General features: G+C 44.7%; 13 protein-coding genes. 3 read left to right on the top strand and 10 right to left on the bottom strand.

Annotated elements, in window-relative coordinates; translation table 11 throughout:
- The 7 genes from FHT67_RS12655 to FHT67_RS12625 form a co-directional block, all read right to left on the bottom strand.
- On the bottom strand, nt 1-570 hold the full coding sequence (locus FHT67_RS12655; RefSeq protein ID WP_167199671.1) for an RNA 2'-phosphotransferase: 570 nt from the start codon (nt 568-570) through the stop codon (nt 1-3).
- A 142-nt stretch (nt 571-712) separates the two neighbouring features.
- Complete coding sequence (locus FHT67_RS12650) at nt 713-3,418, bottom strand: alpha-L-rhamnosidase (protein WP_167198623.1); 2,706 nt, start codon at nt 3,416-3,418, stop codon at nt 713-715.
- Between the two features lie 189 nt (nt 3,419-3,607).
- Nucleotides 3,608-4,369, bottom strand: a complete 762-nt coding sequence (locus FHT67_RS12645; protein WP_167198620.1) for an NPCBM/NEW2 domain-containing protein — start codon at nt 4,367-4,369, stop codon at nt 3,608-3,610.
- A gap of 209 nt (nt 4,370-4,578) precedes the next feature.
- Nucleotides 4,579-5,445 (bottom strand): phosphorothioated DNA-binding restriction endonuclease, encoded by an 867-nt coding sequence (locus tag FHT67_RS12640; protein WP_167198617.1) that lies wholly within the window; start codon nt 5,443-5,445, stop codon nt 4,579-4,581.
- Nucleotides 5,435-5,833 (bottom strand): 8-oxo-dGTP diphosphatase MutT, encoded by a 399-nt coding sequence (gene mutT / locus FHT67_RS12635; protein WP_167198614.1) that lies wholly within the window; start codon nt 5,831-5,833, stop codon nt 5,435-5,437. Before mutT ends, FHT67_RS12640 begins: the two co-directional genes overlap by 11 nt.
- A gap of 12 nt (nt 5,834-5,845) precedes the next feature.
- Nucleotides 5,846-9,007: a DEAD/DEAH box helicase gene (locus FHT67_RS12630; RefSeq protein ID WP_167198610.1), complete on the bottom strand. Its 3,162-nt coding sequence runs from the start codon at nt 9,005-9,007 to the stop codon at nt 5,846-5,848.
- Nucleotides 9,008-9,242: 235 nt separating this feature from the next.
- A complete protein-coding gene (locus tag FHT67_RS12625; RefSeq protein WP_167198607.1) occupies nt 9,243-10,658 on the bottom strand; it encodes a TRM11 family methyltransferase in 1,416 nt (471 codons plus the stop codon).
- Between FHT67_RS12625 and FHT67_RS12620 the strand changes: the two genes are divergently transcribed.
- The 3 genes from FHT67_RS12620 to FHT67_RS12610 are packed head-to-tail and all read left to right on the top strand — an operon-like array spanning nt 10,657 to nt 14,271.
- A complete protein-coding gene (locus FHT67_RS12620; RefSeq protein WP_167198604.1) occupies nt 10,657-12,618 on the top strand; it encodes an AAA family ATPase in 1,962 nt (653 codons plus the stop codon). The two genes, FHT67_RS12625 and FHT67_RS12620, sit on opposite strands and share 2 nt — an antisense overlap.
- Nucleotides 12,572-13,249: a hypothetical protein gene (locus tag FHT67_RS12615; RefSeq protein WP_167198601.1), complete on the top strand. Its 678-nt coding sequence runs from the start codon at nt 12,572-12,574 to the stop codon at nt 13,247-13,249. The genes FHT67_RS12620 and FHT67_RS12615 overlap by 47 nt, the downstream gene beginning before the upstream one ends.
- A 2-nt stretch (nt 13,250-13,251) precedes the next feature.
- Complete coding sequence (locus FHT67_RS12610) at nt 13,252-14,271, top strand: hypothetical protein (RefSeq protein ID WP_167198598.1); 1,020 nt, start codon at nt 13,252-13,254, stop codon at nt 14,269-14,271.
- A 23-nt stretch (nt 14,272-14,294) separates the two neighbouring features.
- On the opposite strand, the gene FHT67_RS12605 is transcribed toward FHT67_RS12610, so the two are convergent.
- From FHT67_RS12605 to FHT67_RS12595, 3 genes are read right to left on the bottom strand one after another with little or no spacing between them, the layout of a single operon-like run.
- The gene (locus FHT67_RS12605) at nt 14,295-15,125 is read right to left on the bottom strand and encodes a MurR/RpiR family transcriptional regulator (RefSeq protein WP_208403274.1); all 831 of its coding nucleotides are present in this window, start codon (nt 15,123-15,125) and stop codon (nt 14,295-14,297) included.
- 26 nt (nt 15,126-15,151) lie between these two features.
- Nucleotides 15,152-15,913, bottom strand: coding sequence for a PHP-associated domain-containing protein (locus FHT67_RS12600; RefSeq protein ID WP_167198596.1), 762 nt, complete (start codon nt 15,911-15,913; stop codon nt 15,152-15,154).
- Nucleotides 15,885-17,093 (bottom strand): ABC transporter ATP-binding protein, encoded by a 1,209-nt coding sequence (locus FHT67_RS12595; protein WP_167198593.1) that lies wholly within the window; start codon nt 17,091-17,093, stop codon nt 15,885-15,887. Before FHT67_RS12595 ends, FHT67_RS12600 begins: the two co-directional genes overlap by 29 nt.
- Between the last annotated feature and the right edge of the window lie 2 nt (nt 17,094-17,095).

Raw genomic sequence — 17,095 nt, 5'->3', positions numbered from 1 at the left:
TTATCCACTCCCTTTTTCCGGTTCAAAAACCGAGCAGCAAGCTGCCGGAACATGGTCCGCCAGCCATACCTCGTTGCCTGCAAAGAAGAAGACGACACCCGCTTCTTTTGCCCGCGTAGTATCAATCTGCAGAATCACAAGCTCTCCCCTGCGGCTCCCCGCCAGCGTTGCAAAATGAGTTCCCTCCGACAAATGCACATACTGGCGGCTCATCGAATGGAGTCCCTCTCCTAATATGGAAGGCAAGGCCTTCCTGTTCGTCCCGTGATAAAGAACAGCCGGCGGTTCGCCCGCCGTATATTGCACTCGATCATGACTATGCCCGTATCTTGCCCGTATACGTCCATTCTCGATGGCAAAACGCTGCTTTTCCGAGTTGCGGACAACTTGCTCAATATCTTCAATCGTAATCCCGGTCCATTTCGGCTGAGCTTGTATCGCCTCTATTAGAACAGTTATCCCGCAGGAACCATCCTCCGGATCAAGGCTGACCCCAAACGGCTCCGGCGTATGCCGAAGAATCTTCGTCATTAATTTACTTAAGCTTTGCTCCATGGCTTGATTCAGCATGGCTTTCACTCCGCTTTCTCCATTTAACTCCCAATAATTTCATTATACCCTCTCCATGCAAGACGCGGGATGGGTGAATTGGATTTAGCCAAACGTTCCTATAAAAAGCCTGAACCCATTAGAAAATGGCTCAGGCGATATTTTACATGGGATTCACGGTCATATTAAACTCGTATCGACCTGAACCTAGGGTGACAACGATATCGTTCGGTTCCGCCCTCCATTGGATCATATCCGGTGATTGAGCTGTATCAGATGACGGCCATACGGTCCGGTTGTAACCTTTTTCGAAAATGGCTGTTATAAGGGCATTGCGGCTTTGGATAGGAAAATAAACCTCTGCCGAGCCGTTAGGCGGGATCTGAATCTCGCAAGCCCAGCTGCTGCCTTCTCTAGACCAGCGGACGGCATACTGGCCGCGCATGGTATGAACGGATGCAGAGGCGTAGGTTAAATTCGCGGCTTGGAACGGTTTCAAGACAACCTGCCCGAATGCTACGGAATCCGGATGCGGCGCTAATCCAGCAACATGCTTGTAGAACCAGGAGCTGACGCTTCCGAACATCGGATGATTATGAGAGTCATGCCCGTCCCAGGATTCCCACAGGGTGGTGGCGCCGTTTTCGATCATGTAGCCGTAGCCGGGGTAATCTTTTGCCGTGACCATCTTGAACGCCAGATCCGTCTCCCCCCGCTCACTCAGCAGATCAAATAAGAAGAACGTCCCGAATATGCCCGTATCCAAATGCCCGCTTAGATCATCCCGGTAATGCTTCAGCACCCGCTCCCATACTTGATCCTCGTAACCCTCGGGAACGCAGCCGAGTACGAGAGGGAACAGGTCTGCGCCTTGTCGACCAACGGAGTAAGTGGCGGTTTCGGGATCGAAAAACGACTCGTTAAACGCTGTGCAGATGAGATCAAACAGCTTCGCGTATTGTAGGGCGTCCTCTTCATGACCAAGCACCGCGGCAGCCTTGGACATCATTTTTACCGTGTAGGCATAGTAGAACGTGCTCACTAGCGTTGGAGGAAGCTCATTTGTTCCCGGGATACACCAATCCCCCAGGAACCAGCTGTCCGGTTCTTCGAATTCAACCAGATACCCTCCGCGGTTTCGCGTACCTAGATAACTGATCCAGCTTCTCATCCCTTCATAATGCTCAGCGAGTAGACGCCGATCCCCATACATACGGTACATCGTCCACGGCATAATAATGTAGGCGGACCCCCATGCGACTCCACCTCCGCCGCCGTTGAACGGAGCCGTATGAGGGACAAAGCCGGTCCGTTTGTTCTGCGAATCGCCGATGTCTCCAATCCACTTGGCGTAAAATGCAGCCATATCAAAGTTGTAACTCGCCGCCTCCGCCGTCAGGTGTCCGTCCCCCGTGTATCCAAGCCGCTCGCGATGCGGGCAATCGCTTGGCACGCCGCCATGCATATTCGTAAGCTGTGACCAACGATAAGCGCTCTGCACTTGATTGAGTAAAGGATCAGAGCAAGCGAATTCGCCAATGGGCTCGACCGAAGCATGAACAACAATGCCTTCAAGATCCGTTAAATCCGGTTCTCCGGGGTATCCAGTGACCTCCACATAACGAAAACCATGCCAGACGAATCGAGGTTCATATTGCTCTATACCTTCGCCTTTCATGATGTAGGTATCGGATTGAAGCTGATCGTCTCCACCACAGCTCAATGTATCCAGCCCACCATCTGGGCCGAGATTTTCCGCGAACTTCAGCGTAATCTGCTGCCCGGCATCTCCCTGCATGCGAATTCGTACCCAGCCCGAGAAATTTTGGCCGAAATCGAAGATGTAGGAATGAGGTTGGGGCTCGGCACGGGAGATTGGTTTGAGCGTGCTGATCTTTTTATCCGGAGGCGAAGTCTGAGCCGTCAGTTGGCCCTTCGGAGAACGAACTAAGCGGGCCTGTTCCCAAGACGAATCGTCGAATCCTCGGTCATTCCAACCTGACTGCTCCAGCCTCGCATCATAGATCTCCCCATAAAAAACATTATTGAACACAATGGGCCCGGAGCTGCATTTCCAACTGTCATCGCTGCGGATGTAGTCCACCGTACCGTCTTCGTAGGTTAGGGCCATCTGCAAAATTAATCGGAGAGCGCCGTAGCTCATTTTCCCTTCAATCGTTCTCTCCGTCTGATTATAGAAGCCGTTCCCGAGCATTACTCCAATCGCATTCTCACCTTGCCGGATATTGTCCTTCACAGCGTACTGAAGATAATTAACCCTCTTGGACGTCTGATCATCGAAAGGATACAGCAGCCCTTCGATCTGGCGCTCATCATAATCTGTCCAGTTCGGAACAAGAACATGGTCGCCGACTCGTTCGCCGTTCATATACAACTCGAAGTAGCCTAGTCCTGACACCGAAATGGAAGCCTGTTTAACTGCTTTATGTATGTAGAAGGATGTTCGGAATAACTGTGATGCAGTCTTCTCATCTGCACCTATCCATTGTGCGGTCCACTCATCCGGGCTGAGGATACCCATCTCGAAAAAAACAGCCTCTTCAGCCTCGTATAGCTCGTCGTCCTGATCCCAGCATCTGACCGTCCAGTAACAGCGTTGTCCGCTAGTGAGCGGGCTGCCAGCATATTCAACATGGAAGGTTTCTGCAGATTCGACTTTGCCCGAATCCCACAGCTCCCCGATCCCGGAGAGTGCCTTCTCCGAACTCTCGGATACGATAATCTGATACGTAACCTGCTTTCGGTTGCGCTTGGAAGATTCCAGCTCCCAGCTGAAGTGAGGCCGGGTTGTTTGTAGGCCAATGGGGTTATGGTTGTACTCACAGCGTAATCGAATGATTTTTTGCATGATCGTAGTCCCCTTCTATTGGATGAGTGACTATGTATTCGCTTTCAGTATTAAGTGAAGTTAGTATACAAATATATTGGATATTACAGCCATAATAACATACTAACTTGAGTGAATGAACCACAAAACTCATACAAACTAAAAAATCGCACCATTCATTAGTTGAACTGAATGGCGCGACGCATCTAGCTATTGAATTATTTTTGCCTCAACGAAATCTACTGCCGCAGAATCGTTATCATCATTCATATCAATACTAAATTCAATTTTAAGTTTCGCAACTCCTTTTAAATCAACATCTACAAGTTCCGCGTAGTCTCCCCCTACTAAGCCTTTGCTCTTATACAACTCTGTATCGTCTCCATAAATGGTCAAATAGCCTGTGCTTGCTGAGTTTTTAGAGACATCGTCAATTCCGGCAAATCCCGTTAATTTAGAGTATTTGCCGTCTAAATTATAATAGAGGGTTGCAGTTTCATCTGAGTAAACACGACCTAGGTCAGCTGCAAAACCGTGAAGATACTCTTTGCCAGCTATTCTCAAAGGTCCTTTCTTATTATTCCAAGTTTCATTCCACTGGTTAATAAAGAATTGTTGATAAAATCCAGATGTATCCATCTTGGTTGCAATACCTTCTGCACGCGCATAATCCATTTCAGATAAATATTTAAAACTTCCTACTTTTTTTCCAATCGAGATTGTTTTATTCTTGCTGTCATATTGAATATCTTTCCCGGTAGCTTCTGCTGCAAATCGCAATGGCACATATGTTGTTCCCTGGTAAAAGAACGGTTGTCCTGATGAAGACTTCTTTTGTACCCCATCTACCATAAATTTCAAATTATCGAAAGTAACTTGAATGCTCTTGGTATTAGCAGCATAAATAGTTCCCCCCGTAATCATTGTTCCGACTAACAAACCTGCGAATAGACCTTTGAATTTGTCTTTCATATTAATTCCCCCATAAATGTGTATTCAAAAATACCTATCGGCTAATTACTGGTAATTTTTTATAGGAAATTACTTTATTGATCAATAAAATGTAATTGAGAGAATTAATGTTGAGTAGCATTCACAAAAACAACAAAAGCCTGCTGATATCTATCTCAGCAGGCTTTTCAAACCCGTCGTAATACTGTTTGAGCATGTAGGTAAACTTTTTACACCTTATACCTCGCCGGGCCTCTAAACACTTCACGAAAATGCCAATGAACAAAGTTATCCTTCGGCATATAGTCCGGATTAATCGGCTCTCGTACCTTGTGACCGTGGTATCTCATGAGCCACTCATTAAAGCCATTGGTGCCATGCGCTTGTTCCGCAACAAGCAGCTCCCGCTCCTCGGTTATCGTAAATACACCGCGGTCGAACAGCTTATGGTGCAAGGAGCATAAGGCGATTCCGTTATCCTCCTTGTCAGGCCCACCGGCCTGATGCCATTGGATATGGGCAGCATCTATGGCGACCAGATTGTTACCGAGCCGTACATTAAAACCACACACCGCACAGCTGTATTCGTAAGCCTTCAGAATGCGATCTCTAAAGTTTGGATCACGCGGCCTTTTCCGCTTCATGGAGAAATCGAGTCCAATCTCGTCCAAAATATCCTGATGAATACTATCCGGAAAATGTTCCGTTAGCAGGATCTCCGCCAACTCCTGAATAAGAGAGCTATTGCTGTGAAGCAGCTCGAGCACCTCGTTGTTAAAACCACCGGATATATGCTCCGTCAGCAGCAGCTTATCTGAAAAGTTCTTTTTATCCACGAATTGACTAAGCTCCCATATTCCATCCGTAGAAAGCCTGACAAAAGGCTCCTCCGGATGATACGACTTTCTCGCCGGACCAAATTCAACAAGCAGCTTCTTCAGCTTCTCTCTCACCGTCTCATAAGGCAAAACTGTATGCTGCTGTTGGAACTGAGCTAAGCTTAACAGGATTAACAATGGCTTATGTGGAGCACGTTGCCCGTTCTTCTTCCAGATCGACAGGTTCGCGATTCTTTGTTTAAGCTCATTAGCTTCCATGCTGCTTCCCTACTTCCAACATCTCAACAAAAGGTATATCCGCCGGAGCAAACGTAAACTCCCCTAGTTCGGCAGCGTTGACCCAACGGTACTCATCATGATCCACCAGCATGATCTCACCGCTGACGAATGTCGCTTTATAAGCAATCAGCCTGATGTGGGTTGACCCATAGTGATGATCATTAACGCCAAAATAAGCATAGGGGTTAATCTCGATATGCATTTCCTCGAGCAGCTCTCTTTTCAGACATGCCTCAGCCGTTTCGCCCGCTTCAATCTTGCCGCCTGGAAACTCCCACATCCCCGCTTGAGACTTCCCTTGCTTCCTTCTCGCAATCAAAATCTGGCCTTGTCCATTCTCAATAATAGCTGCTGCAACCTCGATCATGTCATTCACGTCCTAAACAATCGCTTTATTCGCCGCTGGCACGAGGGCTGGCGGCATTTCGGTCTTGAGCCTCCACACGAAGCTCATCGGCTTATTACCTTCATGTCTGACGTACTCCGCTTCGCCCAGGAAAATAAACGGAGAGGTGTAGTTATTCTCTTCCTTGTATTCCCGAACAAACAAGGCAATACGAGTCCCGAGCTTGCGATGATGAATATATCTTTGCGCGGTTTTTGACTCTTCCGACGTACGGCTCTGCGTTTGCCAATGGAACAACCGCTCGTTAATCGCATAGTCCTCATATAGCGTAGACGGCGAAAAATCTTTATCCGACTTATTTAACGTAATGAAGAAAATATCCGTTTCTTTATCGTCGAAATATTTTACTCCCTCGCGAAAAGCCGGCGACTTCGTCTCATTCCAATACCCAAACGCGGCCAGCACCTGATCCGTCGAATAGCTGCAATGCACATCTAGCGGACAAGCATAAGGGAAGGCATTCGACTGATCGACGAAGCTAATATGAGACTCGTTATATTGCAGAATTTCCAGCAGCTCTTCACGGAACTGCGGACAAGCTACAATGGATCGAATGCCATGCTCAATGCTATCGAAACCATTCTTCTTAGGCTCAGACCGGTAAAACGTAAAATAGAAAAGATTCAGCATTAGCTGCTCTTCTTCGGTATTCGCTTGTTTTTCGCCCGAGAGATAAGCGATGAGGAATCTCAGCAATCTCCGGGAATTAAGGCTTAGCAGCGCTGGAATTCGCTTCGTTAAATAATCTCCATTTTGGAACTCGAATGGTTCAAGGAGCTCCGCCTCCACCATTAGTCCCCGGAAGGTACGATTACCCGTTCGACCTCCATAAAACTCATAAATACTCATGCCGTGATAACGCAAGAAATTCGCTATAGTAAGCTTTTCCCCCGAATCGCCTTCAAAATACTTCATCTTGTGAATGAGACTGCGACGATTATTGGTCGCTTGCTTCAGGTTCCGCAGGATGTAGTCGCGAGCGACCTTCTCCAGCTGAATAAAGCTGCCTCTAGGCAGACTCGAAAAGCCATGCTCCACATAGTGCTGGACGGAATGCTTGGTTTTGCCGAGCAACGCTCGCAGCTTGTCGTGGAAGTTATAATCCTTGTGAGCTTGTCCGATAAAATCGAGGACGGTCAGGCACTCTTTTCCCTCGGCTAAACGAAGTCCACGGCCCAATTGCTGCAGGAACACGGTCAAGCTCTCCGTTGGGCGGAGGAACAGCACCGTATTCACCTCTGGAATATCCACGCCTTCGTTGTATAGATCAACGACAAAGACCATTTTGATATCGCCGCGAGCTAGCCTACCCTTCACTTGGTCCCGATCCTCGTCGCTGGAGCCGCCATGCAGGGCAATCGAAGGAATGCCGGCTTCATTAAACACCTTAGCCATATAGAGCGCGTGCTCAACGCCAACGCAGAATCCGAGCCCTTTTACCTCATCCAGGTCGGTCACATACTTCCTCAAGCTATTGAGAATTTGCGTCGCCCGGATTTTGTTGTTCGTAAACAGATTTTCCAGCTCGGACTGGTCATATCCCCGTCTGGTCCACTTCACCTGCGAGAGATCCACATGATCACTCACGCCAAAATACTGAAAAGGACATAACAGCTTCCGATCGATCGCATCGGTCAGCCGAATCTCGGCTGCAATCGTATCATCGAAGAAGCGCAGCACATCCTTACCGTCCATCCGCTCAGGCGTAGCCGTTAAGCCTAGCAGGATCTGAGGCTGGTAATGAGCGAGCAGCTTCTGATAAGAAGGTGCCGCCGCATGGTGGAATTCGTCCACGATAATAAAATCGTAGTAATCCGGAGTTGTAACCTCCGTCAGCTTCATTGAGTTCAGACTCTGAATGCTTATAAAAAGATGCTCAAGCGACTTCGCCTGATTACCGCCGACATGCAGCTCACCAAAGTTCAGATCCTTCAGGATAAAACGTAACGTGTCCAAGCTCTGCTTCAGGATCTCTTCGCGATGAGCCACGAACAAAAGCCGCGCACGTTGTGGGTTCCGCTGAGCAAATCGTCGATAGTCAAAAGCTGAAATGACCGTTTTCCCAACGCCAGTCGCAGCCACAAGCAAGTTCTTATGCCTGCCGTATAACGTCCTCTCCGCCTCCAACTTCTCAAGAATCTCCTTCTGATAATCATAAGGCTGGATACTAAATTTGAAAAACATAGCATCTTGGGCTTGGTCTTTGGAGTGATTTTTGCCTAGAGCCTGTTTCAGTTGTTCCTCATGGGCTGGGTTGTCCACTGAGAATTCGGAAAACTCTCGATCATTCCAATAGCTCTCAAAGGTTGCTTCGATCTTCTTGAGGACGTCGTAGGAATCCTTTTCTGTTACTTTTAAATTCCACTCGAGGCCGCTCGTTAAGGCCGGATTGGAAAGATTCGAAGAACCCACATAGGCCGTCGTAAAACCGGTATCCCGCTTAAAAACATAGGCTTTTGCATGAAGCCTCGTTCGAGTGGAATCGTAGGAGATTTTGATCTCCGTATTGGGCAGCTTGCTAAGCTCCATGATTGCCTTGTGGTCTGTCGCTTCCATATATGTAGTTGTGATAACCCGCAGCTTCCCACCTCTAGCCGTAAACTGCTCGAGTTGCTCGATCATACAGCGAAGGCCACTCCACTTAATGAAGGACACCAGGAATTCGATGCGATCCGAAGTAAGAATCTCGTGCTTCAGTTCGCTTAACATGTTTGGCTCTGCATGGGAGCCTGTGAAGAGCGAACTCTGCGACAATGGAGTCGTCGGACGAAGCACCTTCTCATCCTTAACAGCACGAATAGAGTTGAGCTTCGCATATACATAGGTCAACACTTCCCCTTGTTCAGCGAGCTGCAACTCTTCAAAGTCTTGCTGGTCTAATGTGTTTTTGAGGGTGGAGATAATATCGTTGCACGCGCGGACCTGAGCTAGTACGGCTTCTTCGTCGGTGTCGGAATTTTCTCGTACAGCCTTCAAGGCCCGGCGAGTAACGGTGGCGATATAGTTTGAAAGCAGCTTGCGTGCTTCTTCTGGATCGAGGGCCTCTTTACCGATGTCAAAGGTGGAGGTGTCCAGTGAAGCTAGCTGCTGTAAGGTTACGTTGTTAATGAGTTGTTCGTAGAGACCTTGTTTCATGAAGGCACCCCGTTAAATAATATTGTTAAATAACTCTTTACTTGATCATGTCCTTTATCTAGAAAAAAAAGCACCTTAAGGGTGCTAAAAACAGCTTTTCAAATCAAATTAATCCCTACACTATGCAGATAGTCCCGTGAAGCTTTGATGCTCAAACAAAATTCATTAAAGGTATTTTTGTTAGTAATATGCCTATGGTATGATGGTAAAAGATGGAGGAAGTAGTTCGTAAGCTCTATTCATTTAATATAGATATCCTATCAAAGGTGTCCCTTTTTTTTCTTAAGTATATTATACTTTCTCGACCGTAGGGGAACTTTAATCCCCTCCTACTTAATTCTCTTGCAACAACAATTTCAACTACTTCAAAGTTTAAGTCCTTAGCAATCTCGGTAATTATTAAATCTGTAGCAACAGTTGTAAGATTATTTTTATTTGTAGAACCAAATAGTGAATTAGCTACTATGCACGCAATAGTACTGTCACTCGTTGTTAGAGAGCTAATTCTAATTAACGTTTTATACATATCGTCGATATAATCTCTTATCGTTTTATAAAAAGCTTCTTGTTTATTTGCGGCATCGAGTGAACCAATAATATCTTTAATAATTTTGGAGTTAAATACTGAATATAAATTAGTTTTGTCGAACTTGACACTAGGATGTGATCTAAATGTATTGTACCTTAATTGTCTGAATTGAGAGTAGTTAGTCACAAAATCTAACATCCATAGCTCTATTTTATATACCTCCGTATAGTCAAAATGATTTAAATATGGAGGTGAGAAAACAACAAGGTTGTACTTTTCTTTATTACTACCATTGTAGTCTCTGATGTCATGATTTTGAATTTTTATGTCAACCATTTTTAAATTTCTTTGTTCCGTAATTACATCATTTATCATATTAATTATTTTTTCTAGGAATATTGTCTTAACATCATAATCTTCAATTTCTTTTACTATTTTTAGAGCCCTACCTGATTTCCTCATACAACTTACAGTTTCAAGGATTGACGAATAAGCAAGAAGACAAAAGTTATACTCATAATCTGTTTCATGAAAATAATCCTTAATAAGGTTTTTCAAATTTTCTAATTGATTAAAGGTACTAATCGAAAATGCTTTTTCAATTGTTGTAAGATCAGGAAATTCTATCTCGTTATTAATGATTAAATCTTTACTAGAAATATAGTTTATAAATCGACTTATTTTATCCATATTAAGCTTAAAAAATTGCACTTTTGTATTTGCAACAAAATGAATGAAGGGGTTCACTTCAACTCCTAGCCCCGAGGAAATGTTTATGCCGGGAGTGTTAACCAGTGCTGATAACAAAGTAGTGCCCGATCCACAAAAGGGATCAAAAATACTTAATTTATCACTATTTATTTTTGAGTTATTTATCACATAGTTTAATAAATTAGGAGAGAATCCTTCTTTGAAATGATACCAATTATGTATCGGCGCAAGCAGCGATGAGGAAGGATGAACCAAATTTGAAACATTATTGTCATTTTTTATTTTAATAGATTGTTGTATTTCCTGATAGTATTGAAGTAATTGCACTTTTACATACCCTTTCCTGATCATAATCTTTAGCCATTGAGATTTAGAATTATCATAGCATTTTTCAAAAAGGAGAGCATCCATGATTAAGCTTCCCAAACTCACAAGAGTTCAAATTTTTTCACATCCAATCTATCAAACAAATATAGACTGGAGTATCAATACAGGATTTAATTTTGTTATTGGAGCTAACGGTTTAGGAAAAACAACCTTCCTAAATTGTATTCACTACGGGATTTCAGGCAACTCCGGCATCTATGAACAATTTAAAAAGTTGCTTAGACAAAGAAATATTAAAAATGAAATTCGAATTGTTGTTACTTTTTTAGTGGAAGATGCAGAAATACAAATCGAAAGAAAAATACCTGACTCTAGTACAAATTTACTAATTACGCAGAATAATTCCATTATACAATATAGTGACCCAATAATAGTAGACGAGCAAATATCACAGCTAGTTGGAATCGATAATATAAGTGATTTAGATTTTCTACTAGGTAACTTCTTAATTAGACAAGAGGAAGCAAAAAATGTTCTTTGGAGCTCGAGTGTACAATCAAGAGTCTTACGTATTCTTTTTCAATCCTCTGAGTTTAGAAAAGAGTACAACTCACTTAGAGACATTTACGGTCAATGCCATACTGATCACAACCAAAAAAGATATCATGCATCTAAATTAAAAAATGATATTGACAATATAACAAAAGAGGCTGAGCAACTCCAGAAGTTATTAGAAGAGAAAGGTGTTAGCTCAGAAGAACATACATTAATAGATGACCTTAATAAAGAACAAGCAAGATATGATAAAATAACAGGTTTTATTGAAGAAATACAGGATGAGGTTCTTCATTTGAACGATCAGTATGAAATCATACTGAACGAAATGGAGGAAGTTGAGAAACACAGATTAGAATTAGAAAATAAAATTGGAAATTCAGAAAACAAAATATACTCCGAGGTTTATCAACTCTCACCAGTTAATACAATGGCTTATGACGAACTAACAAGACTTGGTCATTGTGTTTACTGTGATACAACAGTGGATCAAAAAACTATAGAGGCTATCCTAAAAAAATCACAGCATAATTGTTTCTTCTGTGGAAGTGACCTACCGGACCAGGTGATTGAGAGTGAACTTTCTCTACATGAAGAAGAACTTGATAAATATAAAATTATTGAGAGCAAACGCAGACACCTCGAACTTCAAGATAAAAGAATAAGAGATGAAAAGAATAAATTAATTGAAGAACTCAGAGGTTTTAAAAGAGAATTATCTGACTCAGAGAATAAACTAGAGAAGTATAAGTTTCAGCTTGAGTTTCTTCCTCAAGAACTCAAAGAAATAAATCGGAACCTCGCAGCAGCGGAACTAAGAAAAGAAGTCCTGGAAAAACAATGGCATCTTGCTAAAGATGAGCAGCTAGAGCTGGAAAGAAAAAGAGATGAAGCTGAACAAGAATTAATTAAACTTGAAGAGGAAAACAAACTTGCCTTAGAAAAAATTGTAGATGACCTAGGCTCAGAGATTCAAAAGATATCAAAGTTTATGGGTTTAAATGTTTCTCTAACTACAGAAAAAGTACCTCATGAAACTGAAAAAAGGATTGATGTTCATATTTTTGTACCCATGGTACATGATATCTTGAGAAACTCTCCTGAGCAACTATCTAAATCACAGTCCATTTTACTAGATTATGCTTTCCGCATGGCTTTAATAAACTATTATCTCAAAGATAAACCTGAAATAAATAATGCAATGTTTTTACTTGAGACATCTGAAGGCTCTTTTGATGCAGCGTATGTTAAGTGGCTTGCTGAGGCATTAAAAGAATTTTCCACAAACAATGTATCCTTTATAGTTGTAGTCAACTTAAGTAATAAAGAATTCTTAAAATCTTTGTTTAAAAAAGTCGAGCATTTTGAAAGAAGCTCCCGAACTTTAAACGTCTTTATGCATGGTATATTACAAGAGGCACATATAAAAGGTAGGGCAGATTATGCAGAAATATGGAAAGAACTATTCGGGACAGAGTCAGTATTCTGATAGCGACCAATATAGTGTCAATGATTCTATTATGTGCTGGCTTTGGCATTCTGATAGATTGAACTGGGGCTATCAAACTAAAATTCAAATGCAAAAAGGAGTATATTTAATACAGATACTCTCTCCACTATATAATTTAGCTGAAGAGTATGTAAAATACTTTAGCTATAATTATGGTCCATTTTCAGCACAATTACAGGGCACTATCCATCATCTTTGTAGCCTTGGGTTAGTAGATCTGATTTATTATGAACCCGGAATTAACGGGAAAGCAAGGTACACTATATCGGAAAAGGGGAAATTTGCTTTTAGTAAATTAAGCTCATTACCTAAATTCAATAAAATGGTAGATTTATCAAGAATTATTTCCAACATGATTGATATTTATGGTTTGGATCATCTTGTAGATATTGTATATGAGGAACCAACCTTTAAAAAAATGAAAATTGAAGGGCAGTTTAGCAAAATTATCAAGGTACAAGGTGAACAAAACTTATCAACTAAAATAATAGAACAGTTTAACTCTATCTCTCAACAAATGTTTAAAAGGGAACAAATTACAATCGAATCGTTAATAATAGCATACTTTGATTACTTAAGAGCAAGTTATGCAAATAGCAAGGAGGTATAAACTTGATTTCATCAACAGTTCATGTTCTTCCTTTATTAAGAAGCTTTGAACACACCGTAACCGAACTGTGCGGTGATTCAGACTTTCCTGCCTCTGATTTAAGACGCTTATTTTCAAAACTGAAAAAAGTAGCAAAAGAAACTAGTACAAGTGATATTCCTATATGCATAATATGGGATTGGAAATCAAAAGAGACAGCCTCTCAATATGTTTGGGATATTGATCATCTACATAGTACAGTGCATGGATATAGTAAAGACGATCTATTTAGTATTGTTATCAATAGAAACGGTAATATTATAGAGAAAAGACGATATGAAATGGATGGGGCAAATATAAGAGATTCAGTCTTTGCCTCTCATGTCTCTATGGGCACTCAAGATTCAGTAGTCTTTTATTTTTATGGAAGTCAATTTTTTATTTACTTTAAAGGGTGTTTGGTAGAACATCTTCCTAATGTATTTAAGGAATCTGATATTCGTGGAGCAGCAAATAAATATAGCTATGAGGCTAAAGATTACTCAACCCTCATAAAAGAACACTTTGCTGATTATATAGAAAATGAACAGGTCACAAAACATTGGCAAAATCGTAAAGAACGGATACTCCGTCCAGCCCCTGAAGCAATTTTTAGAGATTCTTTATGGAAATTCCTTGAGGAGAATGTAATTGACGCAATTCTTGTTCAAAAAGAACAGGTCATAAAAGGAACTACTAGCAAAGTCGATATATCTATTCAAACTGTTAATTCAAGTTATCTTATTGAAATAAAGTGGCTAGGAAGGGCTAGTAAAAAGGATTCTTCTGGTACTAGTAATGGAGTAAAAAGAGCCCTAGCCGGCGCTAGACAAGTTATAAGGTATATTGAAATGAGTAAGGGAGATATTGTTAAAGGCATTCTCGTAATGTACGATGCTAGGGAAAGTGATGAGGAAATTCCCTGGGGAGATAAAGAGACGCACCATCTTCTTGATAGAAAGTTTAGAATGTGGCTCAGATCAGACAGTGCATCCCAAGCATAAAATGTATTATTGCAGTTATGGCCTCAAACTAACTTCGGCAACAACTTCGAATACTTCCTCCGCAACCGATGCAGTTCCTCGCTCCCCGCAAGCGCAGCTTGCTCCCGCTCTTTCCCTACCGCCACGATCAGCGCCTCGATAACGGCAATCGGAGCCACCATCGAGTGGAACTCCCAGAGCTGGCCGCGGGCGGTGAAGAGGGAGATGTCGGCTTTGGCGAGCATGGGGCTGACGGCGAGGTCGGTGATGAGCAGGGTGCGGCAGCCGCGTTCGCGGGCGAAATCGAGCAGCACGGCCATCTCCGGGGATTCGGAGACGAAGCCGAAGATGACGATCACGTCCTCCGGACGGATCGGCACCATGCTCTCGAACAGCTCGTGACCGCCGCGGTCCAACCGGCGGACGTCGGCGCCGAAGCGCGACAACCTAAAATCCATTAACGCAGTTAAGCATTCAGCAGAGCCGGGACCGTAGATGTGGACGGTACCCGCTCCCGCGAGCATCGCAACTGCCGCATCAAACGCCGTCTGATCCAGACGTTCAGCAGATTGCTCAATATACTCCGCTACACCCAGCACATTAGCGGCGGCACCGCTTTCCCCGCCAACCTTGTCGAAGGCAGACTGCAGCTTCCGAGCAGGAGAAAGCAGCGCCTCGTCCTTGACGCGCTGCTTGAATTCCTTCAGATTCTTCGAGCCGACCTCGGCCCAGAAGCGAGAGACGGTGGAGACGCTCACGCCGCATGCCGCTGCGATATCTTCCTCTATCATAAACGGTACATCGTCCATATTCTTGCTGATATAATCGGCGATCTTCTGATGACCGCGCGTCAGCTTGGCTGTCTCAAAAACCATTATGATTCTCCCCCGTCCGCACCCTGTTAGACTACAACTTCAACTTTCTTCTTGAGCAGCTTCTTCACGTAATTCGCCGCACGTACCTGCAGATCGAGGCTTGGCGAGATGACCCGCTTGTACGTTCCGGAACGTATGGCTTCCTTCAGCTCGGCTACGGTTTCGAAATCCCCCTCAAACTGGTTGTATACGCAGCCCACCTGGAACATCTGATGCGCGTCACTTCCCGCGATAACCGGTACGCCAAGCTCGGCGCCAAGCGTCAGGACCTTCGCGATATTTTCCTGGATGCCGATCTCATGCAGGTCTTTGCCGTTCAGGTCGAACGCATCGAAGCGCCTCAGCAGCTCCTTGTCGATATGGTAGAGATGATTGGATTCGCGGAAGGGATGTCCACCAATGACCATCAGGCCGCGCGGGTGGCACAGCTCGAACAGACGCTCCAATCCTATAAAACGGTCCGCTGTCAGGTGATCCTCCAGTAACGCGCGTACTTCGAGCAGCTTATCTTTTGGTCCACTGACCAGGATATGGCCACCTTCAGCTACGTCGACCTCCATGCCGGTGAACAGCTTGAAGCCGTCTACATTGTAATAATGGTTATTGCAAGGGTACATTTGATCGAGCGTGCCGTATACGTCCTCAAAACGGTGCGTGTTGAAATGCTCGGTCAGCGTAATCGCGTCAAGGCCTTGGGCCTTTGCTTCATTGATCATTCTATTAAAATGCTCAATCTCGAAGTTGGTTTTCTTCGAAAGCTTAACGTGAATATGAAAGTCGATTTTCATGAGTGGATTCCCCCGGTTCGTTGTTGTGATTCGCATATGGTAATTCCATTCGGATACCTGTTTTCTTATCGTAAGCGTTCATCTGATCCTGGCGCAGCACCGCGTACAGGGTGGTGCCCGGCTCGTATTCGGATTCGCCGATGACGCGGGCCATCAAGGACATGCCTGCGGCGTCCAGCTGGACAAGCGTCTCCGCGCCGGACGGGAATACCGCCGATACCGACATGGCGATGCTCCCTGGACGGCGTTCCTCGTACAGCCGGATATCTTCCGGCCTGACCGTAAGCACCACTTCCTGCCCATCCTGCATGGTTACGCCTTGCTCGAGTTGAGGAGGTTTGGAGTAGTTGTCTCCACCAGCAAGTGGAATCAATACCACCGGCGTCTCCAGCCAGCTCAGTCCTTCCTCATCTGTACGCACAACTCCTTCAAGACGGTTCATCTGCATCCCCGCGCTTCCGATAAACTCCGCTACTTGCAGCGTTTTTGGATGTTTATATAGCTGCCGCGGTTTATCCAGCTGGACGATCCGTCCGCCGAAAAAGACCGCCACCTGCGTAGACAACGTCATTGCTTCATGCTGGTCATGCGTGACATAGATGACCGTTGTGTTCAGCTCCTGATGGAGCCGCTTGAGCTCGGCGCGCATCTCGACGCGCAGCTTGGCATCGAGGTTCGACAGCGGCTCGTCGAGCAGGAGTATATCCGGCTCGGTGACGATGGCGCGGGCGATGGCGACGCGCTGCTGCTGGCCGCCGGACAGCTCGCTTGGGTAGCGGCCGGCGAGCTCGGCGATGCGCATTTTGCCCAGTGCAGCCTCTACTTTTTCGCGTACAACCGCCTTGGCCAGCTTCCGCACCTGAAGGCCAAAGGCGACATTTTCGTACACGGTCATATGCGGCCACAACGCGTAGCTCTGGAAGACCAGGCTCAGCCTGCGCTTCGACGGCTCCATATGGAACTGCGTCTCCCCGTTTGCGACTTCTCGTCCGCTGATGGTGATCGTTCCGGCGTCGGCCTTTTGCAGGCCGGCGATGGTGCGGAGCAGCGTGGTTTTGCCGCAGCCGGATGGCCCGAGGAACGTCATGAAGTCCCCTTGCTTGATCGTTAACTCAATATCGTGAAGAACCTGCTTCCCATCCAGAGCGACATGGATGCCCTGCAGCTCGATTGCGTTCATGG

The organism is Paenibacillus sp. BK720 (assembly GCF_011761545.1).
GTDB lineage: Bacteria > Bacillota > Bacilli > Paenibacillales > Paenibacillaceae > Pristimantibacillus.
Note: the sequence above shows the minus strand (reverse complement) of the source record. Positions and strands in the feature narration are given on the sequence as shown.